At 46.6% G+C, this 23,860-nt stretch carries 19 protein-coding genes and 1 pseudogene; 5 read left to right on the forward strand and 15 right to left on the reverse strand.

Going from position 1 to position 23,860, the window contains the following annotated elements; translation table 11 throughout:
- Positions 1–568: 568 nt before the first annotated feature.
- The 6 genes and pseudogenes from catA to aadA1 form a co-directional block, all read right to left on the reverse strand.
- Positions 569–1,210, reverse strand: coding sequence for a type A chloramphenicol O-acetyltransferase (catA, locus tag E0Z06_RS15135; RefSeq protein ID WP_001011941.1), 642 nt, complete (start codon positions 1,208–1,210; stop codon positions 569–571).
- Between the two features lie 149 nt (positions 1,211–1,359).
- Positions 1,360–1,563, reverse strand: a complete 204-nt coding sequence (locus tag E0Z06_RS15140; protein WP_197465993.1) for a hypothetical protein — start codon at positions 1,561–1,563, stop codon at positions 1,360–1,362.
- 397 nt (positions 1,564–1,960) lie between these two features.
- The gene (locus E0Z06_RS15145; protein WP_000050481.1) at positions 1,961–3,502 is read right to left on the reverse strand and encodes an IS91-like element ISCR1 family transposase; all 1,542 of its coding nucleotides are present in this window, start codon (positions 3,500–3,502) and stop codon (positions 1,961–1,963) included.
- 404 nt (positions 3,503–3,906) lie between these two features.
- Positions 3,907–4,746, reverse strand: a complete 840-nt coding sequence (gene sul1, locus E0Z06_RS15150) for a sulfonamide-resistant dihydropteroate synthase Sul1 (RefSeq protein ID WP_000259031.1) — start codon at positions 4,744–4,746, stop codon at positions 3,907–3,909.
- Complete coding sequence (locus E0Z06_RS15155) at positions 4,740–5,087, reverse strand: quaternary ammonium compound efflux SMR transporter QacE delta 1 (protein ID WP_000679427.1); 348 nt, start codon at positions 5,085–5,087, stop codon at positions 4,740–4,742. Before E0Z06_RS15155 ends, sul1 begins: the two co-directional genes overlap by 7 nt.
- A 116-nt stretch (positions 5,088–5,203) precedes the next feature.
- Positions 5,204–6,042 (reverse strand): annotated as a pseudogene (gene aadA1 / locus E0Z06_RS15160) (ANT(3'')-Ia family aminoglycoside nucleotidyltransferase AadA1).
- A 145-nt stretch (positions 6,043–6,187) separates the two neighbouring features.
- On the opposite strand from aadA1, the gene intI1 reads away from it, so the two are divergent.
- The 4 genes from intI1 (at position 6,188) to istB (ending at position 10,428) form a co-directional block, all read left to right on the forward strand.
- Entirely contained in the window at positions 6,188–7,201 is a 1,014-nt protein-coding gene (gene intI1, locus E0Z06_RS15165; protein WP_000845054.1) for a class 1 integron integrase IntI1, read from the forward strand.
- A 177-nt stretch (positions 7,202–7,378) separates the two neighbouring features.
- Entirely contained in the window at positions 7,379–8,113 is a 735-nt protein-coding gene (locus tag E0Z06_RS15175; RefSeq protein WP_132586465.1) for a hypothetical protein, read from the forward strand.
- 513 nt (positions 8,114–8,626) lie between these two features.
- On the forward strand, positions 8,627–9,649 hold the full coding sequence (istA, locus tag E0Z06_RS15180) for an IS21 family transposase (RefSeq protein ID WP_132581482.1): 1,023 nt from the start codon (positions 8,627–8,629) through the stop codon (positions 9,647–9,649).
- Positions 9,646–10,428: an IS21-like element helper ATPase IstB gene (gene istB, locus E0Z06_RS15185; protein WP_132581484.1), complete on the forward strand. Its 783-nt coding sequence runs from the start codon at positions 9,646–9,648 to the stop codon at positions 10,426–10,428. The genes istA and istB overlap by 4 nt, the downstream gene beginning before the upstream one ends.
- A gap of 256 nt (positions 10,429–10,684) precedes the next feature.
- Here the strand turns inward: istB and E0Z06_RS15190 are convergent, their stop codons facing one another.
- Positions 10,685–11,068 (reverse strand): hypothetical protein, encoded by a 384-nt coding sequence (locus E0Z06_RS15190; RefSeq protein ID WP_132586468.1) that lies wholly within the window; start codon positions 11,066–11,068, stop codon positions 10,685–10,687.
- A 203-nt stretch (positions 11,069–11,271) separates the two neighbouring features.
- On the opposite strand from E0Z06_RS15190, the gene E0Z06_RS15195 reads away from it, so the two are divergent.
- Entirely contained in the window at positions 11,272–11,835 is a 564-nt protein-coding gene (locus E0Z06_RS15195; protein WP_132586471.1) for a recombinase family protein, read from the forward strand.
- Between the two features lie 9 nt (positions 11,836–11,844).
- Here E0Z06_RS15195 and E0Z06_RS15200 read toward each other — a convergent pair whose 3' ends face one another.
- The 8 genes from E0Z06_RS15200 to ssb all read right to left on the reverse strand — a co-directional run bounded on the left by E0Z06_RS15200 (position 11,845) and on the right by ssb (position 23,845).
- Positions 11,845–14,385: a DEAD/DEAH box helicase family protein gene (locus E0Z06_RS15200; RefSeq protein WP_132586474.1), complete on the reverse strand. Its 2,541-nt coding sequence runs from the start codon at positions 14,383–14,385 to the stop codon at positions 11,845–11,847.
- Positions 14,382–15,506 carry a restriction endonuclease subunit S gene (locus E0Z06_RS15670; protein ID WP_207903107.1) on the reverse strand — a complete coding sequence of 375 codons (1,125 nt, stop codon included), beginning with the start codon at positions 15,504–15,506 and terminating at the stop codon, positions 14,382–14,384. Before E0Z06_RS15670 ends, E0Z06_RS15200 begins: the two co-directional genes overlap by 4 nt.
- Positions 15,503–16,969, reverse strand: coding sequence for an N-6 DNA methylase (locus tag E0Z06_RS15215; protein ID WP_132586477.1), 1,467 nt, complete (start codon positions 16,967–16,969; stop codon positions 15,503–15,505). The genes E0Z06_RS15670 and E0Z06_RS15215 overlap by 4 nt, the downstream gene beginning before the upstream one ends.
- A gap of 451 nt (positions 16,970–17,420) precedes the next feature.
- Entirely contained in the window at positions 17,421–17,915 is a 495-nt protein-coding gene (locus E0Z06_RS15220; protein WP_132586480.1) for a hypothetical protein, read from the reverse strand.
- Positions 17,915–20,143, reverse strand: coding sequence for a hypothetical protein (locus tag E0Z06_RS15225; RefSeq protein WP_132586483.1), 2,229 nt, complete (start codon positions 20,141–20,143; stop codon positions 17,915–17,917). The genes E0Z06_RS15220 and E0Z06_RS15225 overlap by 1 nt, the downstream gene beginning before the upstream one ends.
- Entirely contained in the window at positions 20,136–21,737 is a 1,602-nt protein-coding gene (locus E0Z06_RS15230) for a site-specific integrase (protein WP_132586486.1), read from the reverse strand. The genes E0Z06_RS15225 and E0Z06_RS15230 overlap by 8 nt, the downstream gene beginning before the upstream one ends.
- The gene (locus tag E0Z06_RS15235) at positions 21,727–23,070 is read right to left on the reverse strand and encodes a site-specific integrase (RefSeq protein ID WP_132586489.1); all 1,344 of its coding nucleotides are present in this window, start codon (positions 23,068–23,070) and stop codon (positions 21,727–21,729) included. The genes E0Z06_RS15230 and E0Z06_RS15235 overlap by 11 nt, the downstream gene beginning before the upstream one ends.
- 163 nt (positions 23,071–23,233) lie before the next feature.
- Positions 23,234–23,845: a single-stranded DNA-binding protein gene (ssb, locus tag E0Z06_RS15240; protein WP_132586492.1), complete on the reverse strand. Its 612-nt coding sequence runs from the start codon at positions 23,843–23,845 to the stop codon at positions 23,234–23,236.
- Between the last annotated feature and the right edge of the window lie 15 nt (positions 23,846–23,860).

A 23,860-nucleotide genomic window follows, 5' to 3' on the forward strand; every position in this document is an offset into this window, starting at 1 on the left:
AAAAGCAGGGTATAATAAATATACCCCGCTTTGACTTAACGGATCGTCTTACTTTATTTGTAAAATAAAACCAAAATAAATATGTGTTCAGCTTAACTTATTATATATCATCCTTATACCAACCGGGATGATATGTTTATACTGAACAGAAAAGCATGCCATTCAGAATACTATCTTCTGTTATATATGGCGGTTTATTTATTGTTTAATTACACACACTCAGGCATATCACTATGCTATCGTGATGTTTTCACTGGTGTTGTTACTACTGCCTTTACGGCATTTTGGTGTTGTTCAAAATGACTGTCGCAGCAGTCTTTCTGGTGTCTTAAATACTATTATTATAACTGCATCTGGTGTTGTTAATATTATTGTTACTGCTTACTTTATTATTATTGCTGTCAGTCTTTGCTGTTTCTTTTTTATTAAGGGTATTACCAAACTGCGGGGGCATTATCGTACAGTGATCCTGAACCATTCTGAAACGAAATTACAGATTACGGTTAAAATATAAAAAAAAGCCACCATTCCTGCCGGATACGGTGGCTTAAATACAGAATTAATTAATTTATTTCAGTATGTTATCACACATCAGCTGAAGTGTATTAATAAACCGTGCTGCATGAAAGCCATCACAGACTGCATGATGAACCTGTACAGAAACAGGTAATAATACGCGGTCACCTTCCTGCTGAAACTTTGCCATCGTAAAAACCGGGGCAAAATAATCATCATTTCCGGTGATGTTCAGGTTAAATCCGTCAAAACTCACCCACGGTAATGATGATATATTCAGGTGATTCTCCGGTAAATTTCCCTGCGGAAACAATCTGGTATCATGCTGATATTCTGCCGTTACCGCATTATAACCTGCCATAAACTCACTGAGATCCGGAAAATAACGGCAGGACAGTGCAGAGAATGTTTCGGTTTCTTTATGAAAGACAGTAAAGACCGGGTCTGACTGGTCCCAGTAAATAAGTTCATTGTCTTTCAGTGCCATCCGGAACTCCGGAAACTGATTAACAGCCCGGGAGATCAGGTAAATCATCAGCGGATAAAACTTATAACCTGTCTCCGCCAGTGCGGTACGCAAAGCGGTAATATCGAGTTTGGTGGTCAGGCTGAATCCGCATTTATTCTGCTGACGATAAAGGGCAAAGTGTTCCCTGCGATTCCAGGTATTCAGGTCAATCCGGGTAAAATTCATGGTTATTCCTTCTGATTAATAGTGAAAAATATTAATAATCAGAAGGCAGTCTGGTTGTCTCAATGGGTAACATTCCGTCCTCCGTAAGCTGTTTGGTATTCAGTAATAATACCCTATACGGGCTTAATCTGTATTAAGCCCGGCTTTATTTATTCCGGCCAATCATCCGCAAACACATAGCGGATCAGTTCTGCGGATTCACGGGGCGGTGCTCTCAGCACATCCGCCATTAAATCAATCTCCATCTGACAGGTTTGCAGCTTGTCTTCCGCCGGTACATACGGATCATCCGTCAGGAAACTATCGCCGTATTTATCCATCGACCCCTGTATTTGTGCCGAAAATAAAGTCACGGTACTCTCCGGAGGCCTTTTTCATATCCGGCGGGCCTGACACTTCCGGATGCAGCACACGAAAACAGAAGTCACCGGAACACGCCATTCTGAGAAAACTGTCACTAATCTGTTTTATTCCGCAAACAGAAAACCACCGGATAACCGGGGTATAGGAAGTATAAAGGGTATAGGAAGTATAAACCACCTTTTTGCTCCTCATCCGAAGTATCTTACCTGAAATTCCCTCACTCGTTTACCGCTCAAGCCCCAATTTTAACTGCCGGTCCAGCCTAAACCGCTCTAATAAGGTTCGATTTGGCGGTAAAATCTCTAGCCTGATAGCTCGAGAGATACAAACTGCCCCACCGCCCCGTTTAAAAGTTGGCAGTGTTGAGCAGTGTTGGATTTGGGGTCGTCAGTCAAAGAGACGACTCTGTGATGGATCGAACAGGCTGGGAGTCAGTGGCGGCGCTCGTTCTGGTGGCAGCTCACGCTGCTTGGCGGCATTCGCCTTGGCTGTTTTCTGTTTCAGATGCTTGAGAATCTGCTCAATGACCTTCGGATCTTCGATGCTGGCAATCACTTTGACGTGACCGCCGCAGTGTTCGCAGACTTCAATATCAATATTGAAGACTCGCTTGAGGCGTTGCATCCAGGTCATGGCGCGGTGGCGCTCTGCAGGACTCTTGTCACGCCAGTTAGTATCGAGACCTTCCGATTTGTCGGGCTTCTTGCCCCGCTTGGCGGGTGTTACTTGAACTCGGTGTTTGCTGTTCGGTGCAAAGACGCCGTGGAAGCGTGTGAGGTTGACTCGCGGCTTAGGTACCAACGCAGCGAGTTTGGCGATGAAGTCCAGCGGCTCGAAGATCACATGGGTGGTGCCATTGCGGTACGGAGTTTTGAGCTCGTAACGCACCTGCCCATTGGCGGTTAATGCCAGACGTTTTTCTGAAACCGCTGGCCGACTAATGTAGCGACACAAGCGCTCAAGCTTATCCCGCTGATGCGCTTCGGCCATCACACCGGCGTGTAGCGAGAAACCAGCATGGTTGGCTACTCGACTGCTTGAGTCGGCTTTATCCTCACGCCCTGGCAAGGTTTGCAGGGTGAAGACTTTGCGCCCTTGCTGGGGGCCGACGGCAATGCGATACGTAACCGAAGCACCATGTAATTGAGTCAGCGTATCGTCTTCGCCCTCTTCCAGTGTCAACCACGTATTCTCGGCATCACGCTCCAAAATCCCACGCTTTTCCATGCAGCGAGCGATGCGATGGCTGAGGGTGTGAGCGAGCGTATTCAGCTCATCGTAAGTGGGTGCCTTGACACGATGGAAGCGTTGCTTGCCATAGTCATCTTCGGCATAGACACCATCGAGAAACAGCATGTGGTAGTGGACATTGAGATTTAGCGCGGAGCCAAAGCGTTGGATAAGAGTCACTGAGCCAGTTTGTGCAGAGGCTTTGGTGTAACCGGCTTTTTTGATCAGATGAGTTGAGAGTGTACGATAGACGATACTCAAGACCTGGCCCATCAGCTGGGGATGGCGAGCCAGCAAAAAGCGTAGCTGGAAAGGAAAGCTGAGCACCCACTGGCGAATGGGCTCCTTGGGGAAGACTTCGTCTATCAGCAGCGCCGCACTCTCGGCCATCCGGCGGGCACCGCAGCTAGGGCAAAAGCCGCGTCGTTTACAGCTGAAGGCGACCAGACGCTCGTGATGACAATCCTCGCAGCGAACCCGCATGAAACCATACTCCAGACGGCCACATTGGAGGAGGTCGTTGAATTCTTGTTGGATGTAGCGAGGCAGGTGTTGACCTTGGGCTTCGAGTGAGGCTTTGAAGGCTGGGTAGTGCTGCTCAACCAGCTGGTAGAGCAGCGTCTGGTCGGGTTGGTGGCGTTCGTAACCGTTTGTTTGAGTGGGCGATTGACTCGCCGTGGCGTTCCTTGCCAGCGACATGGGTATCCTCCGCTGATACTGTGGTTATGTACAGTATCAGCGGCTTGCGTTCAGACGTCCAGTCTGGCCCTAGACATCGCTAAATGCTTAACCCGCAATAGCCCTCACGAGTTGTTATCAGCCACTACCGGTTGAGCGAGAAGGTTTTGGGTTCAGGGTGCTATTGCTCCACCAATCACAATACTGAAGCCCCAACTGTTATCAGTTGGGGCTTTTTCTTGTCTGTTTGCGGCGGTTGCGTTTTATCGGTAGTCGTCGAGCTCTGCACCATCCCACATAAGAGCTTAACGGTGCGATCTTCAACGCCATCACACAAAACTTTCTTTTTCACGCACAGTCAACTTATTGGATGTTTTATTAACAACCCAAAAGGAGATATTTAGCGGGCGGCCGGAAGGTGAATGCTAGGCATGATCTAACCCTCGGTCTCTGGCGTCGCGACTGCGAAATTTCGCGAGGGTTTCCGAGAAGGTGATTGCGCTTCGCAGATCTCCAGGCGCGTGGGTGCGGACGTAGTCAGCGCCATTGCCGATCGCGTGAAGTTCCGCCGCAAGGCTCGCTGGACCCAGATCCTTTACAGGAAGGCCAACGGTGGCGCCCAAGAAGGATTTCCGCGACACCGAGACCAATAGCGGAAGCCCCAACGCCGACTTCAGCTTTTGAAGGTTCGACAGCACGTGCAGCGATGTTTCCGGTGCGGGGCTCAAGAAAAATCCCATCCCCGGATCGAGGATGAGCCGGTCGGCAGCGACCCCGCTCCGTCGCAAGGCGGAAACCCGCGCCTCGAAGAACCGCACAATCTCGTCGAGCGCGTCTTCGGGTCGAAGGTGACCGGTGCGGGTGGCGATGCCATCCCGCTGCGCTGAGTGCATAACCACCAGCCTGCAGTCCGCCTCAGCAATATCGGGATAGAGCGCAGGGTCAGGAAATCCTTGGATATCGTTCAGGTAGCCCACGCCGCGCTTGAGCGCATAGCGCTGGGTTTCCGGTTGGAAGCTGTCGATTGAAACACGGTGCATCTGATCGGACAGGGCGTCTAAGAGCGGCGCAATACGTCTGATCTCATCGGCCGGCGATACAGGCCTCGCGTCCGGATGGCTGGCGGCCGGTCCGACATCCACGACGTCTGATCCGACTCGCAGCATTTCGATCGCCGCGGTGACAGCGCCGGCGGGGTCTAGCCGCCGGCTCTCATCGAAGAAGGAGTCCTCGGTGAGATTCAGAATGCCGAACACCGTCACCATGGCGTCGGCCTCCGCAGCGACTTCCACGATGGGGATCGGGCGAGCAAAAAGGCAGCAATTATGAGCCCCATACCTACAAAGCCCCACGCATCAAGCTTTTGCCCATGAAGCAACCAGGCAATGGCTGTAATTATGACGACGCCGAGTCCCGACCAGACTGCATAAGCAACACCGACAGGGATGGATTTCAGAACCAGAGAAAGAAAATAAAATGCGATGCCATAACCGATTATGACAACGGCGGAAGGGGCAAGCTTAGTAAAGCCCTCGCTAGATTTTAATGCGGATGTTGCGATTACTTCGCCAACTATTGCGATAACAAGAAAAAGCCAGCCTTTCATGATATATCTCCCAATTTGTGTAGGGCTTATTATGCACGCTTAAAAATAATAAAAGCAGACTTGACCTGATAGTTTGGCTGTGAGCAATTATGTGCTTAGTGCATCTAACGCTTGAGTTAAGCCGCGCCGCGAAGCGGCGTCGGCTTGAACGAATTGTTAGACATTATTTGCCGACTACCTTGGTGATCTCGCCTTTCACGTAGTGAACAAATTCTTCCAACTGATCTGCGCGGGAGGCCAAGCGATCTTCTTCTTGTCCAAGATAAGCCTGTCTAGCTTCAAGTATGACGGGCTGATACTGGGCCGGCAGGCGCTCCATTGCCCAGTCGGCAGCGACATCCTTCGGCGCGATTTTGCCGGTTACTGCGCTGTACCAAATGCGGGACAACGTAAGCACTACATTTCGCTCATCGCCAGCCCAGTCGGGCGGCGAGTTCCATAGCGTTAAGGTTTCATTTAGCGCCTCAAATAGATCCTGTTCAGGAACCGGATCAAAGAGTTCCTCCGCCGCTGGACCTACCAAGGCAACGCTATGTTCTCTTGCTTTTGTCAGCAAGATAGCCAGATCAATGTCGATCGTGGCTGGCTCGAAGATACCTGCAAGAATGTCATTGCGCTGCCATTCTCCAAATTGCAGTTCGCGCTTAGCTGGATAACGCCACGGAATGATGTCGTCGTGCACAACAATGGTGACTTCTACAGCGCGGAGAATCTCGCTCTCTCCAGGGGAAGCCGAAGTTTCCAAAAGGTCGTTGATCAAAGCTCGCCGCGTTGTTTCATCAAGCCTTACGGTCACCGTAACCAGCAAATCAATATCACTGTGTGGCTTCAGGCCGCCATCCACTGCGGAGCCGTACAAATGTACGGCCAGCAACGTCGGTTCGAGATGGCGCTCGATGACGCCAACTACCTCTGATAGTTGAGTCGATACTTCGGCGATCACCGCTTCCCTCATGATGTTTAACTTTGTTTTAGGGCGACTGCCCTGCTGCGTAACATCGTTGCTGCTCCATAACATCAAACATCGACCCACGGCGTAACGCGCTTGCTGCTTGGATGCCCGAGGCATAGACTGTACAAAAAAACAGTCATAACAAGCCATGAAAACCGCCACTGCGCCGTTACCACCGCTGCGTTCGGTCAAGGTTCTGGACCAGTTGCGTGAGCGCATACGCTACTTGCATTACAGTTTACGAACCGAACAGGCTTATGTCAACTGGGTTCGTGCCTTCATCCGTTTCCACGGTGTGCGTCACCCGGCAACCTTGGGCAGCAGCGAAGTCGAGGCATTTCTGTCCTGGCTGGCGAACGAGCGCAAGGTTTCGGTCTCCACGCATCGTCAGGCATTGGCGGCCTTGCTGTTCTTCTACGGCAAGGTGCTGTGCACGGATCTGCCCTGGCTTCAGGAGATCGGAAGACCTCGGCCGTCGCGGCGCTTGCCGGTGGTGCTGACCCCGGATGAAGTGGTTCGCATCCTCGGTTTTCTGGAAGGCGAGCATCGTTTGTTCGCCCAGCTTCTGTATGGAACGGGCATGCGGATCAGTGAGGGTTTGCAACTGCGGGTCAAGGATCTGGATTTCGATCACGGCACGATCATCGTGCGGGAGGGCAAGGGCTCCAAGGATCGGGCCTTGATGTTACCCGAGAGCTTGGCACCCAGCCTGCGCGAGCAGCTGTCGCGTGCACGGGCATGGTGGCTGAAGGACCAGGCCGAGGGCCGCAGCGGCGTTGCGCTTCCCGACGCCCTTGAGCGGAAGTATCCGCGCGCCGGGCATTCCTGGCCGTGGTTCTGGGTTTTTGCGCAGCACACGCATTCGACCGATCCACGGAGCGGTGTCGTGCGTCGCCATCACATGTATGACCAGACCTTTCAGCGCGCCTTCAAACGTGCCGTAGAACAAGCAGGCATCACGAAGCCCGCCACACCGCACACCCTCCGCCACTCGTTCGCGACGGCCTTGCTCCGCAGCGGTTACGACATTCGAACCGTGCAGGATCTGCTCGGCCATTCCGACGTCTCTACGACGATGATTTACACGCATGTGCTGAAAGTTGGCGGTGCCGGAGTGCGCTCACCGCTTGATGCGCTGCCGCCCCTCACTAGTGAGAGGTAGGGCAGCGCAAGTCAATCCTGGCGGATTCACTACCCCTGCGCGAAGGCCATCGGTGCCGCATCGAACGGCCGGTTGCGGAAAGTCCTCCCTGCGTCCGCTGATGGCCGGCAGCAGCCCGTCGTTGCCTGATGGATCCAACCCCTCCGCTGCTATAGTGCAGTCGGCTTCTGACGTTCAGTGCAGCCGTCTTCTGAAAACGACAACTGGATTAGGAAAAGATTAAGTGATGATTCACTTAATGAAGAGTCGGAGGAATATCAGAAATTAGCAGAAGAGTACTCAGATTACCAAGCGCACCTGATGGAAGAGGCTGAGTGGCAAGCAGAGTTGCAATGGTTGAACGAAAACGGCTCTTCAAATATCCACAAGTTGTTTACTAGTGAGCTTGAGGCATTAAGTACTATGGCTGAGAGCAACTTGAATAATCGTAAAAAAATGGCTTTCATGCTACACGCAAACGTTGTCGTAAAGATGTCTTATTCGTACGCGGTGACTTTACTTGAGGCTTTCTTAGGTGACACACTGAAGAGTCTTATATCTCAAAATGATCTGTATTTAAAAAATGCAATTTGTAAATTTAAAGTTCTTAAAAATGTGAAGCTTACAGACCTAGCTGAAAATAACTTGGACGTGAAATCTTTAGTTTTGAAATACGTAAGCGACATCTTGTATCACAATATTCCGAATGTCGTGGAAATGTATGAACAGGTCTTAGGAATAAAACTCGATATCGATATTTCTAAGGTCGTTAAAGTAACTAAACTAAGACACGATATTGTGCATCGAAATGGTAAAACTATTGATGGAACTATGATCAGTGTGAGTTCTAAAGATTTTGCTCAAGCTATTGATCATATCAAAGAGTTTGCTGGCTCATTACAAGTCGCTATCAACGAGGCTCAAACGGCATAACAAGCGTCTCAAACATCTTGCCTTACTGCCGCTGGACTTGCAACAAGTTGCTCACCGCTAAGGCGTACGTTAATGTCTGCTATTCGCTCATAGCAGTCTAAATTGCGTTACTTGTGACGCTTCTTTGAAATATTTTTTAGGTGAATTTTTTTACGATCATCAAAGATCTCCATTTTGATCCTGAACGCTAAATCTCCGCCATAAACACAATTGCAGTTGTCGAGATTTAGCGGCAAAAGTACGGGCTGGTGAGGAAGGCATTAGCTATGTGATATGTCACACTTAAAAATTTATGATTGAAGGCAGATTTTTGCTGGATCGTTTAAGATCCGACGCTTTTAGCTTGATCATGTAATAATTGGTTTCCGGGGCGCCTTTTTATCTTGCTCACGGGCTAAGGGAACCTAAGTGTCACCGGTAATGTAAAACTGACCCACTAACGACAATTTAAAATTGACCCACCTGAGGCAAAATTACCGCCGACATTAATTGAATTAAGGCGGTGTAATTTTAATGCTGACTCAGGAGTTATTAGTGGAAATCCATGTGTTGCACCGACAAGGCCAAAGCATTCGTGCTATCGCCAAAACATTACATGTATCACGCAATACTGTTCGTAAGTATCTGCGGGATATTGCTAAAACGCCAGCCTATAGCGAACGTGCTGATCGGGCTTCAAAACTTGACCCATTCAAGACATATCTGATGGAGCGGATCGCTGCGGCTAAGCCGGATTGGATACCGGCAACGGTGCTGTTCCGTGAAATTCAGGCCAAAGGATTTACCGGCAAAGAAGGCATTCTGAAGAACTATATCCGGCCTTTTAAACCGCAGCAGCATGAACCGGTGAGGCGCTTTGAAACCGCCCCAGGCCAACAGCTGCAAATCGACTTTACGACCATTCGCCGCGGGCGTTATAAGCTAAAAGGCTTTGTTGCCACGCTGGGTTTTAGCCGCGCTACCTATGTCCGGTTCAGTGAATATGAGCGCCAGGAAGACTGGTTGCTGGGTATTGAAGCCGCGCTGGATTACTTCTCTGGCGTCCCTAAAGAGCTGCTGTTTGATAATGCCAAATGCATCATGATTGAGCGCGATGCTTATGGTGAGGGTGCTCATCGCTGGAATGCCAAACTGCTTGAGATGGCCAAAGACTATGGCTTTAAACTTAAAGCCTGCCGCCCTTACCGGGCAAAAACCAAGGGCAAGGTTGAGCGCTTCAATGGCTATTTAAAAGGCAGCTTTATCACGCCACTGGCTGCCAGCTTAAAACAGGCTGGCCTTGTGCTCGATGTCGACACAGCGAATGCGCATATCGGCCCCTGGCTTCATGATGTGGCCAATCAGCGCATCCATGGCACGACTGGCGAGAAGCCTGCGGTGTTACTAGCTAAAGAGCGCTTGAGCTTACAACCGCTACCCAGCGGTATAAAACCGCGCCAGTCTGACATCCGGCAAATCACGCGCTATACGATGCCAAGGGAAAGCTTACAACACCCCTTATCGGTGTATGACCAATTGTTGGAGGTGCGGCCATGAACCTGCAACTTCAACGAATACAGCATGCCTGTGAGGTATTGAAACTGCCGGCAATAGCAACAGAATGGTCGGCCATGGCTGACCACAGTGCCGCACAAGGTAAAAGCTTCGCCGACTTCCTCGAAAGCCTGCTGCAAGCAGAACTGGATGCCAGATTGCAGCGCACGCGGGAGATGTTGCTCAAGACTGCCGGGTTACCAGCGGTAAAACACTTTGATGACTATGACTTCCGCTTCGCCACCGGCGCACCGCGCAAACAGCTATTGGAGCTCACCAGCCTGGCCTTTATTGAGCGTCAGGAGAATATTGTACTGCTCGGCCCAAGTGGCGTAGGTAAAAGTCATCTGGCGATAGCACTGGCGTACAGCGCCATTATGCGTGGCATAAAAGTGCGCTTTATCACTGCGGCAGATTTAATGCTGCAACTGGCCACGGCAAAGAAACAGGGCCGCCTGGAGGCATACTTAAAACGCAGTGTATTATCGCCAAAACTGTTGGTAATAGATGAAATAGGTTACTTACCGTTTGGCCGGGATGAAGCCAACCTGTTCTTTAACGTGATAGCGAAACGTTATGAACAAGGCAGTGTTATTGTGACCAGCAACCTGCCATTCTCACAATGGTCAACGGCGTTTACTGATGATCAAACCTTAACTGCGGCACTCTTAGACAGGTTATTACACCATGCTCATATCGTGCAGATCAGCGGTAATAGCTACAGGTTAAAAGGTAAAAGAACAGCGGGTGTGATACCGGCAGCAGAGAGTACGTTAAGTTGATAAAAGCCTGGGGTGGGTCAAATTTAGATTACCGTTTTAAGCGGTAAGTGGGTCAAAATTGGATTGCCGTTGACAAAGCTCCGGCATCACTTCCCAGTTGCCTGGTTCCGGTCAGAAGCGACCTGACTACTTTAACTTGAAATTGCAGAGTAAATAAATGGGATATCTAAAAAATTAATGTAGTGATTTTGAAACACCATCGCAGTTAAATATAAATTCGTCGTTGCATTTATCCTGCCCTGCCTCTCTAGCAGCACTAAGAGTTTAAACGCCTCTCAGCTAAAAACGTCTGAGTGCTGTTGTACTCATTCAAGAGCCTATTAAAATCGTTATTTTTATAACGCTTTTGTCTGATTGCGGTTTTAAGTTTTTGTATCTCTTCTGTTGGTATAGTACTTTTAACTATACCTTCAATATCGACACATATACGGTCTATGGCATCAATAAAATCCTGATCCTTTTTTTCCATTAATGCTGTTTCTAACAGGATGGCAGATTCATAGAGCTTTATCCTGTTACGACTCTTATAGAGTGGAATATCTAACTGAAATGCACGCTTGGATTGTGAAAGTAAGATCAAATACTGAATGACGAAGTCTAAGTCAGCAACGCTAATTTTTGTCGTAATTGTTCTACTCATACACGCCTCTTTTAAGCGTTATTTTAATAACGATAAACGTAGCGTATAAAATTTAATCATGCAAGGTTAGGCCTAAAATAGGCGATAAGAAAACCCTCATTTGTTGGTCGATTCAATTAAACGTTAAAAACCACCTCAAAACACTTGCTTTAACGCCAAGAAATCCGTACAACAATCTATGAATAGATTAGGTACCATTTCTTATGATAATTGGCTATGCCAGAGTTAGTACTCAGGACCAAAATGCAGATTTACAACTCGACGCTCTAAACGCTGCGGGTTGTGAGGAAGTATTCAATGAGTCCCTCACGGGAAAGCATCGTGATCGACCTATATTGTCGCAATGCCTGCGTACACTTCGTGCAGGTGATGTATTCGTGGTTTGGAAACTCGATCGTTTAGCAAGATCCCTGAAGGATTTGGTCGAAATTATCGATGATCTGCAGAAACGCAGTATTGGATTTAAATCCTTGACGGAATCAATCGATACGACTAATTCTGCCGGGAAACTGATTTTTCATATTTTTGGTGCTTTAGCCGAGTTTGAACACTCACTTATTGTTGAAAGGACTAAAGCCGGTCTGGCTGCAGCAAGAGCGAGAGGACGAAAGGGTGGCAGAAAACTTGCGCTTTCGGATGGCGATGTGAAAAAAGCAGCGGCAATGTTGTCAGATCCCTTGATAACTAAAGCTGAAGTTGCATCTCATTTTAAAGTAAGCCGAACAACGCTAAATGCATCACTAGCCAGAAACGGTTTTAAAATTTAACTTTCATCGCTATCTCTCATACAAATGCCGCTGAAAGCCAATAAACGTTTCACGTATAGCGGCCGTAGAGCCTAACTCTTTTACAGCGTCGCCAATGGTGTGATATTTCAGTTCAATCAAGCTGCGCATTTTGCTAGGAGACAGTTCTGCTACGCCGTCTTCAACGTATTTGCTAAGAACGAAATCGATAAATTGTTGCTGCTTATCATTACCAAACGCTGCTTTAATATCTGGTTTAGCTACTGTCGCACGCTGGTCACGACTCATTGCCTCACGGGCATAAGCGATATAACGCAGCACGTCGTATACGTCGCTGTCTTTGGCGTCGATAAGTTCTTTCATACCTTCGAGCTTTTCTTCGTCGTAGCCGGCCTCTGATAGGCTATGAAGCAGTTTTTCCCTAGTGGTTGGGTCGCTCCAGATTTCGCGCAGCTGATCTTCATTTTCGAAATACTGTGGCAAGTCTGAAAATAGCCGTTCAACAAACTCTTTCGCCGTAATAGGCTTATCGCCAAACCAGTACATAACCGAAGAGATATGCTTAATTTGCCGTGTTTTTCCGTCGCTGAGTTTGATGGTGATTTTCTCGGTTTTTTGGCAAATACAAGGTGTGCTGTTGCATACCTGGCATTCTGTCGGTTCACAACTACAGGGCTCGGTACCACAAACAATGCAGGCAGGCTTTTCACACACACAGGGCTCGCTTTCGCACAAGGCACAAGGAGCTTTTGGGCAGCCACATGGACTAAAGGCGCAAACACTGCATGGTACTTTTTCGCAGCTGCAAGGCGAATTGCCACAAACTTCACAGCTTTTCTCAGGTGGTAAGGGCTCGCCGTCCCATTCAGGATCAGCAAAGTTATGATGCGCTTTTACGAAATCATAAATGGTGAAGTAGTCTTTGCCTTCATACATGCGCGTACCGCGGCCGACAATCTGCTTAAACTCGATCATGTTGTTACATGGGCGCATCAGTACAATGTTACGCACATTGCGGGCATCTACACCGGTGGAAAGCTTACGCGACGTGGTTAAAACGGTCGGAATGGTTTTTTCGTTATCCTGGAATATTTTCAGGTCGTTTTCACCGGCTGCACCGTCGTTGGCGGTAACTCGCACGCAATAGTTGGTGTTAGTTGTCCAGCCTTTCTGCTTGGCATACTGATTGATGAAATCGCGAACCATGCCGGCATGTTCCTGGGTGGCACAAAATACCAGGGTTTTTTCATGGGGTTTAAATAAATCCATCCAATACTGCACACGCTTTTGTTCACGCGCCGGGATAGTAATAATACGGTTAAAGTCACCTTCTTTGTATAACCTGCCTGGCTCTGGCTCACCTCGCACTACAACACCATCGCCCGGGGTATAGACATACTCGTCCATCGTGCCCACAGTAGGGCAAACCTTGAACGGGGTTAAGAAGCCGTCGTTTATGCCTTGCTTCAGGGTGTAGCTGTATACCGGCTCACCAAAGTAGTGGTAGGTATCAACGTTGTCTGTACGTTTTGGTGTGGCGGTTAAGCCCAGTTGAACGGCGGGCGAAAAGTGGTTAAGGATATTGCGCCAATTACCTTCGTCGTTAGCGCCACCACGGTGACACTCGTCAATAATAATCAGGTCAAAGAAATCTGGCGGGTAGTCACCAAAATAAGGCGTTTCATTACCTTCCGCATCTTTTGGGCCACTCATAAAGGTTTGGAAAATGGTAAAAAACACACTGGCATTTTTAGGCACTGAGCCTTTTTTGCGTATTTCATCCGGGTTAATACGCACTAAAGCGTCTTCACCAAAGGGGCCGAAGTCATTAAATGCCTGATTGGCTAATATGTTGCGGTCCGCTAAAAACAAAATACGTGGCCGGCGTTTGGCTAACTCCGGGTTTTTCTGCGCGGTTAAGCTCCATCGGCTTTGAAATAACTTCCAGGCGGTTTGAAAGGCAATACAGGTTTTACCAGTACCAGTAGCTAAGGTAAGCAGTATTCTTTGTTTGCCACCTGCAATGGCTTCCAGAGCATTATTAATGGCGTTTTCCTGATAATAACGCGGCTGCCAGTCGCCTTTTAATTCAAATGGTATTGCGGCAAAGCGCTCACGCCACGCCTTTTTATAATCGGGTGCGGTTATATCTTGCGCGTTGAAAGTAAGTGACCACAATTCTTCTGGAGATAAATAGCGTTCTACCAGCTGCTCTATACCAGTCACCATATCAATCTGGTAGATGTCATGGCCGTTAGTGGCATAGGCCAACCGGCACTGCAAGCGCTGTGCATAATCTTTGGCCTGACGCACGCCTTCGGTGTAGCTTAACGCTTCTTTTTTGGCTTCGATTGCCGCCAGTTTGCGGCCTTTATATATCAATACATAATCGCTATTTACCGGTTGGCTGCGTTTGCCACCAGTAAGAATACGCCCCGGACAAATCACTTCCCGTCGAATAAAGCTCGCCTCTGCCTGGCCCCAACCATCACTTTTTAACTGCGGATCAATTAAATCAGCGCGGGTATCGGCTTCGTTGCGGTTTGCTCTGTTCTTCGGGATAAATGTCATGCAGCAATTCCTTTGCTTTTGGTTAGTTCGCCGGTAAAGGCTTTTTGTAGAATGGATTTTTTAAGTTCATCAAGCGAATCTAATTTCTTAACATAATTTGCCTGCACGATTTCGATTTTTTCTGACAAGAGAGAAATATTCTTAACTAGTTGCTTTTGGATGTTGGGAGCTGGGAATGATATTTTGATTCTTCGTAAATCATCATTATATAACCTTGAGATTGTCGCTCCTTTAGAGGGATTCCAATCACAGATACCGTAAAAGTGATATAGGTAATTGTTTAATACAAGTCTCTCATCATTATCAATCCAGACGATGTTAGAATCTTGAAAGTATGCTGGCTTCCCATCATAAATCACCCTGCGGCCAATTGTTCCAGAAGCAGAAAGCAAGATATCACCCAACTTTGGATAAGAGTATTTAGCTTTAAAATCTTCGTACATACTTCTACTAATAAATGCATCAGGCTCTTTACCAAATGTCCCAATTTTAAAAAATGGAATATCACCAGAAGATGATGTTTGAGCTTTTAATACTCGTTTACACATAGAAACACGACCAATTTCACCTAACGTTAATTGTGACCACCCTTCGCCACGCTGGTTAAACACCTGCTGCAAGTAGCTATCAAACAACTCACGGGTATTTTTCAGGTTTGCCTCAGCCGTGGCGCGTGCTTGGTCGATATCGGCAAAGGCTTGATCGAGAATGGCAACGATGCGTTTTTGTTCTTCAACAGACTCAGGAACAAATACTAATTCATCATGAACATGGTTTCGATTCAGTGTCGGGACTCCAGCCCCACTTGTATATCTACTCAAGTCAAAACTATTAAGCAGATAGGCGACAAATCGTGGGTAGTTACCATAAAATTCTTTTACATACAGGGTCGTATTAAGGGGCCAAAAATCTTCTTCAATAAAGAAAACTTTGCCGATACTTCCAGAGCGTCCTGTGACAACCCCCGGGCCTTTTACTTTCGCTTCGTCATGGTAGTCACTTCGACCGCTTGAACTAATTAAGGGAACAAGCCCGGATTTTCGATCGCCTTTGGGTAAGTCAAAACCCCTCTGCAAAACGCATACTTCCCCCAGTTTTTTATGAGACCATCCTTGTGTCATAGAAGCTCCTGAATACTAGCCAGAATCGATTCACTCTCTTTGTCGAGCGCGATAATTTCTTCAATAATATCTTTGGGTTCACGCAGTGCAGTCTCTTCTTTAGCATTGGGATTTTTAACTGACAAATCCCAGGTGTTGCTATCCAGCGTACTGTTTGCTATTGACCAGGAATTATCAGAATCCGCAAAGCTGGCTTGCAATTGCACAAACTCTTTTAAGTCAGTGTCATTTAACGGGTTAGTTTTACCCATATTTCGGCCGACGTTCAATTGATAGAACCAGGTGCTTTGGGTCGGCTCGCCTTTGGTGAAAAACAACACGACGGTTTTAACGCCGGCACCTATAAATGTACCACTTGGGCAGTCGAGAATAGTATGTAAGTTACAGTTTTCCAGTAGCTCTTTGCGCAGGGCAATGGCAGCATTATCGGTATTAGATAAAAAGGTATTCTTAATCACGACAGCCGCACGGCCACCAGGCTTGAGTGACTTTATAAAGTGCTGCAAAAACAGGAATGCGGTTTCACCGGTTTTGATCGGGAAGTTTTGCTGTACCTCTGGCCGCTCTTTACCGCCGAACGGTGGGTTAGCCAAAATGATATCGTGCTGTTTGTTTGGGGTAATGTCTTGCAGGCTCTCTGCCAAGGTATTGGTATGAACCACGTTAGGCGCTTCAATGCCATGCAAAATCATATTCATAATGGCAATTACATAGGCCAGCGACTTCTTTTCTTTGGCGTAGAAGGTGCTTTCCTGCAGTATTGTTAAGTCGTTGGATTTAAGCTGGCGATTTTCTGCACCACCTTGACGCAGGTAATCAAAAGCTTCGCACAGAAAACCGGCCGAGCCTGCTGCCGGGTCATAAATGGTTTCACCAATTTTTGGCTTTATCACATCAATCATGGCGCGAATTAATGGGCGGGGTGTGTAGTATTCGCCACCGTTGCGCCCGGCGTTGCCCATGTTTTTGATTTTTACTTCGTATAGGTGCGACAGCTCATGTTTGGCTTCTTGCGAGCGAAATTGCAGCTCGTCCACTTTTTCCAGCGCATCACGAAGCGAGTAACCACTTTGGATTTTGTTTTTTATCTCACCGAATATTTCACCAATTTTGTACTCTATGGTATTTGGGCTTTGGGCCCGTTGCTTAAAGCCTTTCAGGTAAGGGAATAACTCACCGTCAACATACTCCATTAGATCATCACCGGTTAAGGCGTTGTCATGGTCAAAACTACCATCAGCTTTTTTAGGGGCAGCCCATTTACTCCAGCGGTGAGCTTCATCAATGATGTAGCGGTATTCCTGCTCCATCAATTCCGCTTCCTGCGATTTCGCAAACTCCAAGTCATCCAAATATTTTAAAAACAGCATCCAGGAGGTTTGTTCGGTGTAGTCCAGCTCGCTGGAGCAGCCAGCATCTTTATGCAGTATGTCGTCGATATTCTTAAACGTTTGTTCAAACATTGATAGTCAGTCCCTGATAGGCTTTAGCCTATAAATTCTTTTTAAAACTGTAATAGCGATTGCGCTGCTAAGTATTGCCACAACGCACGGCAGCGCATTTTGAATGACATCTTAACCCTAAAAAGGGGTTGGGTTTTCTATATAAATGAATTTACGGTGTATTCAACATTGGGGCAAGAGTATTTATAGCAGTGAATTAACATGTGAACGTTTGAAGAGCGTGGGTTTATGGAGAGTCAGAGTAATTTGCAATTCATGGAGAGAGAAAAGAATTCATCCCTGAATTTTTGCTCAGCGCTCATGTCACCACATGCGTGCGACTTGTTCCAACACGTCGAGCAACAACGGTGTTAGCGTCATTGGTTTAGCAGGAAGAGTAATTGTTATCAGTAAATACCGTGTTGTCGCCGCATCCATGCGGCTTTGTGAGATAGGCTTATGAATACATCATTTATCGGTTTTTAGCAGGCAATGGGTCATCGATTGTTGCGGCAAGCTTATTCAAATCAACGCCATCCATCTTTTGTAGATTGTGTTGCCATCGGGCGAAGCGCTCCAGCAATATCTCCCGTTGGTCGCCTAGTCGTTTGTTTTCTGAATTGAGCCGTTCATTCTCGTTTTCGAGTTTTTCAACCCGTTTTATTAGCTCGGCAATGGTTGCATCATCGTTGCTTAAATTCCCAAGGAGCTTACTCAGTTTAACGTCCCTGTCGAATAAAGATTTCGCTTCTTCAATTGCGGCAGACTTTTTGTTTCTCAGCTCTTCTTTTTTCAGGTCAAACGCATGTTTGATTTCATCATGTTTTATGTAGGTGTGGCGAGATGGAAGGCGCTTTAAACCCAACTCCGACTGTAATTTTTCAGATAGCAAATCATACGTCAGTTTACCCGTCCATCCGTCAATAATCGCAAGAATCGTTTCTTTGTTGTCTGTTACAAAAGCCATTACTCCTCCAAATCTGACAATGCTAGGGCTGTGAGATCCCAAATAGGAATAACACTCTGCTCGTCAATATTGAGTGAGCGTTTAACTGGTGAAGGGTCTAACTCGTGAGGGATTCTGATAGGTGTACCGTCCTGACTGGCTGGATCTTCCATCATGGTAATGATGGTTCTTATCTTGGATAGTCGAAAGCCAGAAGCCGTTACCCAACGGTCAGCACCAAATACCTGCTTTTCAGCTTTGAGCTTTGCATCCGCTAACTGTTCTTCATAGAGCTTTTCAAGGCGTTTAAGCTCATCTAACGTGTGAGGGAGTCCTTTCATGCACACATGGTCACTACAGACCGCACAGTCGCCATTTTTAACACAAGGGCTGTCTGCATAGTTATGCACGCAAAAGCCTAACCCCGTAAACTGGGCAACGCCTGTTCTGTCCACGCCTAGCGATTCTAAGGAAACAGGTAAGCCTAAGTCATGCAACACAATGGCCGGAGGAGGCGCATCCGATGTATAGGGTTCCAGCAGTTGATTAGTTTTAGCAACCGTCATCACTCCTTCACCCTTGGTCACTTGACCTATACGCTTGGTAAGCCGCGATTTTTGTGTTTCTGTTCTCCCATCGTATGCTTTGTTTTGCTCTATATCCGCTCTCCCTGACCACTTGGCAATTAGCCAATCTTCTTCACCCGCCAGTTTCAACTTGGTATTCAGCCAATGCCTCGGTTGGTGAGAAGTAATACTTAATGGAGAGCCATCTTCATCGGTAATCGACAACTCTTCAAAGATTGATACAGCTCCATTTCTATGACTCCCTAAAGCATAACTCAATGGGCTCTTTCTAACCATGAGCCAGGAAAACGGCTTAACAGCAAACTCGATATGAAATTCGTTTTCTCTGACTAAAGTTATACAATCCCAAACTTTGGTCTGTCCATAATTGGGAAAGTGTTTAGTTTTGTAATTTTGGTCAACCACCGTACGAAGATCTCTATAACTTGGGAATTTGATACTAATCCCTGTAGACTTAAGAGATATTTTGGTCAGTATTTCATTATCCTGAGACACAACGCGCCCTTTCAACAAATCTTGTTTCCAGTCCGATACGCTATTTAATTTACTGATGAGTTTATGGAGCCACTTCACATTTGGGGAAGCCCAACTCTCTTGAGATCCGTTACTACGTTCACCAACCATAAGCCCCATTGCCTTGGCGAATTGGTTATACGTTAACATCTGGTCTTGAGGAAAATTAGCAGGTGTTATGCACTGTTCGTGCAACATAAACAGGTCGGGATTTTCATGAGCAAATTTTGCAGCAGCTCTGGCAGGCGCAGAGATGTCAACCAGCCTTTTAAACGCCTGTTGAGCCACATCTTCCAATAATTTCGGAATCCATTTACGAACCGGATCGCCGCCTTTGGCCGGATGCCACATTAAATACCATCTGCCCTTATCACTTTTTTGCAATGAATTAACGGTAAGGCTGTTAAGTTCAACGCTGCGACTGGGCTGACACATCAGCATTACACAAAGACTGGAAAAATATTGTTGTCGAGGTGTTTTAGCTTTATGAAAGGCATCTGCCACCTGCAACATCTGGTAATCAGAGGGGCATTTGTCTTCCTCTTGTTTACGACTATCCTTATCAAGTTTAGTGGCTGAATCAGATGGTCGAGGAAAAGGGTTTGACCACTCTTGTAGGTCTAGTTTGAATCGCTTATCCTTTATAAACTTCAATACCTTTTCAAGTGAACGCCCAATAGCGTGCTTGCTGCCCGCACTTAATCCACTACTCTTGACCTGCTCCTCCACACGATTAATAACTGTGTTATTGAGGTGCATAATATCAACATCAGATCTATCATTTTGAGTCGCGTTTTCTTCTAGCGCTTTATAGAACCACACTAAAGTTGAAGCCCAAACGGTTGAATCTTTATGATTTAGTGACTGATCATAACGTACATAGGCTTTAGCAAAATCAGCAAATGGTTGCTTGAATGGAATATATTCGGAATGATTTTCACTGTTTCCAAATACGATGGTTAATTTCTTTCCTCTTGCTGTTATCCAAGACCATTTATCGCATTCCCATCCTTTCTGAGGGCCAAAAGGGCTTTCAAACTCATGAGCACCAAAAAGCGTTAATTCGTTTTTGGCAAACGCTATGAAGTCCGCATAATTCTTCTGGCAATCCTGTTGGTGCTTTGGTGTAAATACTAATGCATCAGCCATTTAATGCGCCACCTTTTTCCAGTTCTTGTTTTCTGGCCTCACACTTGTCAATAACCACCTTGATAGCGTTAATCGTTCGATTACTGGCTTGCAGTACAAACTCACTTGCGCCCATTTGTCTCTTGCGATCAACCTCGGAAACCAGAGTGTTCAGGACTTCAGTATGCGGTGCGTTCAACCAGGGTTGGAATTTATTGCATGTATAACAATGGATGGTGCCATTGGCACAAAACCCAAATTTTCCGCAGTTCCCGACAGGGTTGCCATCGTTGTTATTAATCCTACTGCGTGGGTCATTGGCTCGAATGGCGTCTTTTTCACTATCAATCAACGTGCCCGAAAATGCTTGCGCTAATGGCGTTAAATCGGATGCCAATGCCGCATCAATTCTGTCTGCCATATCTTCGTTGAACTCTGTGTAGACTTTCACTTGCTGGGTATCTGAATGACCCAACTCTTCAGCGATGGCATAGTCGCTTGCACCCAGCATTGCCATGTTGGTTGCGTGGGTATAACGGAATCGTCTGGGATTGATATGCAAGTCCCCAAACTCACCATCCAGTTTAATCCGTGTTGTTTTTAAAGGACAAAGTTTCGCTATTCTCGACACCAAAGAACCAACATCTGTTTTCCTAATACAAACGGCATCAGGCATGTTTTTCTGCAATTGTCTAAATGCATTGAAGTCTGATAAATTTGAGATTTCCCGAGCGTTGAGAAAAATCGGGATTTGGCTTTTCTGCTGTGAATTTAGTTTAATGCCAAAGTGCGTTTCAATCGTCTTGATGGATTGCTTGGCTTGCGCGGTTAGCACCAGCATTAAATCTTCACCCACATCCTTTTTGATTTGAAACGAGCCTCTAAATCCCGCATTTCGTTTTTTGGCATTGGGAAGTTGCAAGTCAAAATGGTCAACGCCTTCCTCATGCCTTGTGATTAAATCGCCACAATACAGGTGAGTAAGTTGAACAGGACGCGCACCTGTTTGCTGCAACGCCATGATGAGCGCATAGTCTGTCAATGAAATCAGTTTTTCTGTGTAGGCATCGACATACCAGTTGATAAAAGCCGCTTGCTCTTCAAATGTGTACGCACCACTGTAAGGGCATCCTAATGCAACGGCCCTGCCTTTTTCATTACCAGATAACTTTAGCGAATTAAGTAACTCAACTGCCTTCTTATCTACGCCTTTAATCTCTTTGTCGAACCAATCGAGCAAAAATGCACGGATGTAGCCCAATTTGTACTCCGCGCCTTTAGTCAACGTCGCTTTGTAGTTGATGATGTGTGATTCATTAATCGTGTCTTTAACGCCAGCAGTGAAAAGTGCCCTGGTACATAAGAAAATTCCTCTTGCATAACCAGATGAGAATTCACACGCATAGTCAGCCAAGGCCAGTTTGAAATTAATTTCAAACCTTGAATCCAGATTCAGCGGAGCGAGTAATTTAAAGTTTAAAGAGTGATTAGCATCTAATCTCCAAACATCATCATAAACATCAAACTCGTAGTTAGCTTTGCTGCGTCGCTTATCCGATTTTGTTTTTGCTTTGGCCCTTTTAGCGCCTTGCAATCTGTTTGCTTTAGCTAACATAACCGCCTCTCTCTGCTTTGTGCGTTAACGTGGCTTGCATTTTTTGCCGTATTTCATGCGCTTGCTTTTTCGCGGTTCGTGTCAGATAAATGCGTCCTGACTCAAGGGACGAATGGCCGTTAAGCGCCGCCCGAATTTCAAGCTCTCGTTGTTCGGTGATGGTATTTTCACTGGCATATTGCTTTGCCGCTTGATGCAAACCTTGCTCTTCTAATCGTTTCACTTCCTCTAAAACCGCTTGCTTTACTTCATCAATACGCACGGAGAGTTGATCGTTAAAATAGTGTCGGGGGAAGTGTGGTGAAATACCCCAGAACCGCTCCGGATTGACACTCTTTATAGTGTTAAAGAGATGATTAATAGTTCGCTGAATGAGCGGTTGCCCTGACTGATAATGACCATTTTTCTCTTTGTGAGAGACAAATATAAACGGATGGGTTTTCGCCACCGTTGTATTGTTCCGGTGAATCTTAATATAGGTATTCAGCAAGTCTCTCAGCTGCTTTGAAATAGCAACCTCCCGGCCAAGTGTCTTTGCTGTGGGCTCTTTTAATCGGGGATCTTCTTTGCTGTCATGTCGCCTTACCACCGACAAGGTAGGTTGATCGATGTCGGTGCCAATATCGCTGATACGAAGCGCAAGCAACTCAGAACAGCGAAATCCGGTTTCATAAAACGTTTGAACAATCACATAGTTTCTAAATTTAATCACTGGGTTTTTGAAGGGATTGTATTGTGAGTCCGGTCGGGCAACATTGAGAAAATCCTGAAAGGCATCATCTGAAATACCTGATTTATCTAAAGAGCCTTTTTTTAATCTCCCTTTTGGCATATCGCTTTTAAGTCTCTTTTTCATGTTATCGAGCGCATCAAAGAGCGCTGCCGCAGTGGGCTTATGCTTAACCCGCTCTTGCCCGATGAAATGCAGAAACTCGGCAATATGTGCTATCCGCGATATGTACTGAGACTTCCCGACCGTGGGCTTGTCATCGTCCCTCGATAAATAAAACTGTCCCATGTCGACAACATTACTTGCGGGTCTGTTGATAAGGGCTTTGGCTTGATATGCGCAGTGCTCTTTGATTTCTTTAATATCATCACGGCTCGGTACGCTGCCGTTGTAGATTTCATCCAGCAGATTTCGGCCGTTAATTTTCTCCCAAACCTTCAAATGCTTGATGGATTTTAGGTATTGCTCGATTGACGTTGCGGCATGATTCATTCGCAGCTTTTGCGTTACAAAATGAGTCACCCAAAAGTCAGGCAATCCGTTATCACCCAACAAAAAAACATAGCGCTCACCACTTTTAAATTTCTTGACAGCAACCCTCATTGAATACCTATAAATCAACAATTTTATTTGTTGATTTATAATATATTGATAGCGCGGCCACTTTTCAACATTTATTTTTATTGTAAAAATAGAAAAGCCAGATAAAATCTGGCTTTAGCGTGCTTCTGTAGATATTTTTCTACATTTTTATATTTATGTCACGTTAGAACGGAATATCGTCGTCAAAGTCGATTGGCGGTTCCATTGGCGCGCGTTGTGGCTGTGCTGGTTGCTGGTAACCCTGTTGTGGTTGAGCTGCTGGGCGTTGTGGCTGAAAGCCGCCTTGCTGCTGTGGTGCAGCTTGTTGGTAACCACCGCTTTGCGGTTGAAAGCCACCTTGTTGTGGTGCCTGCTGATAACCGCCTTGCTGTTGTGGTGCGGCTTTTTGGAAGCCACCTTGCTGGCCGCCGCCCATACCGCCTTGTTGCTGGTTGTCACCACGGCCGTCTAACATCTGTAGCTCATTGGCAATAATCTCTGTGGTGTAACGCTCTACACCATCTTTATCTTGCCACTTACGGGTTTTCAGCTTTCCTTCAATATAAACTTTGCTGCCTTTACGCAGGTATTCACCGGCAATTTCGGCTAAACGTTGGTAAATTACCACCCGATGCCATTCAGTTTGTTCTTTCTTTTCATTGCTAGCTTTATCAGTCCAGCTTTCTGAGGTGGCTACGGTTAAATTAGCTACTGCACCGCCTTGTGGCATATAACGCACTTCTGGATCAGTGCCCAGATTACCAATCAAAATAACTTTATTAATGCCACGCGCCATGCGAGTTCTCCAAAA

The sequence above is a fragment of the Rheinheimera sp. D18 genome (genome assembly GCF_004345025.1).
In the GTDB taxonomy this organism is placed as follows: domain Bacteria; phylum Pseudomonadota; class Gammaproteobacteria; order Enterobacterales; family Alteromonadaceae; genus Alishewanella; species Alishewanella metallidurans.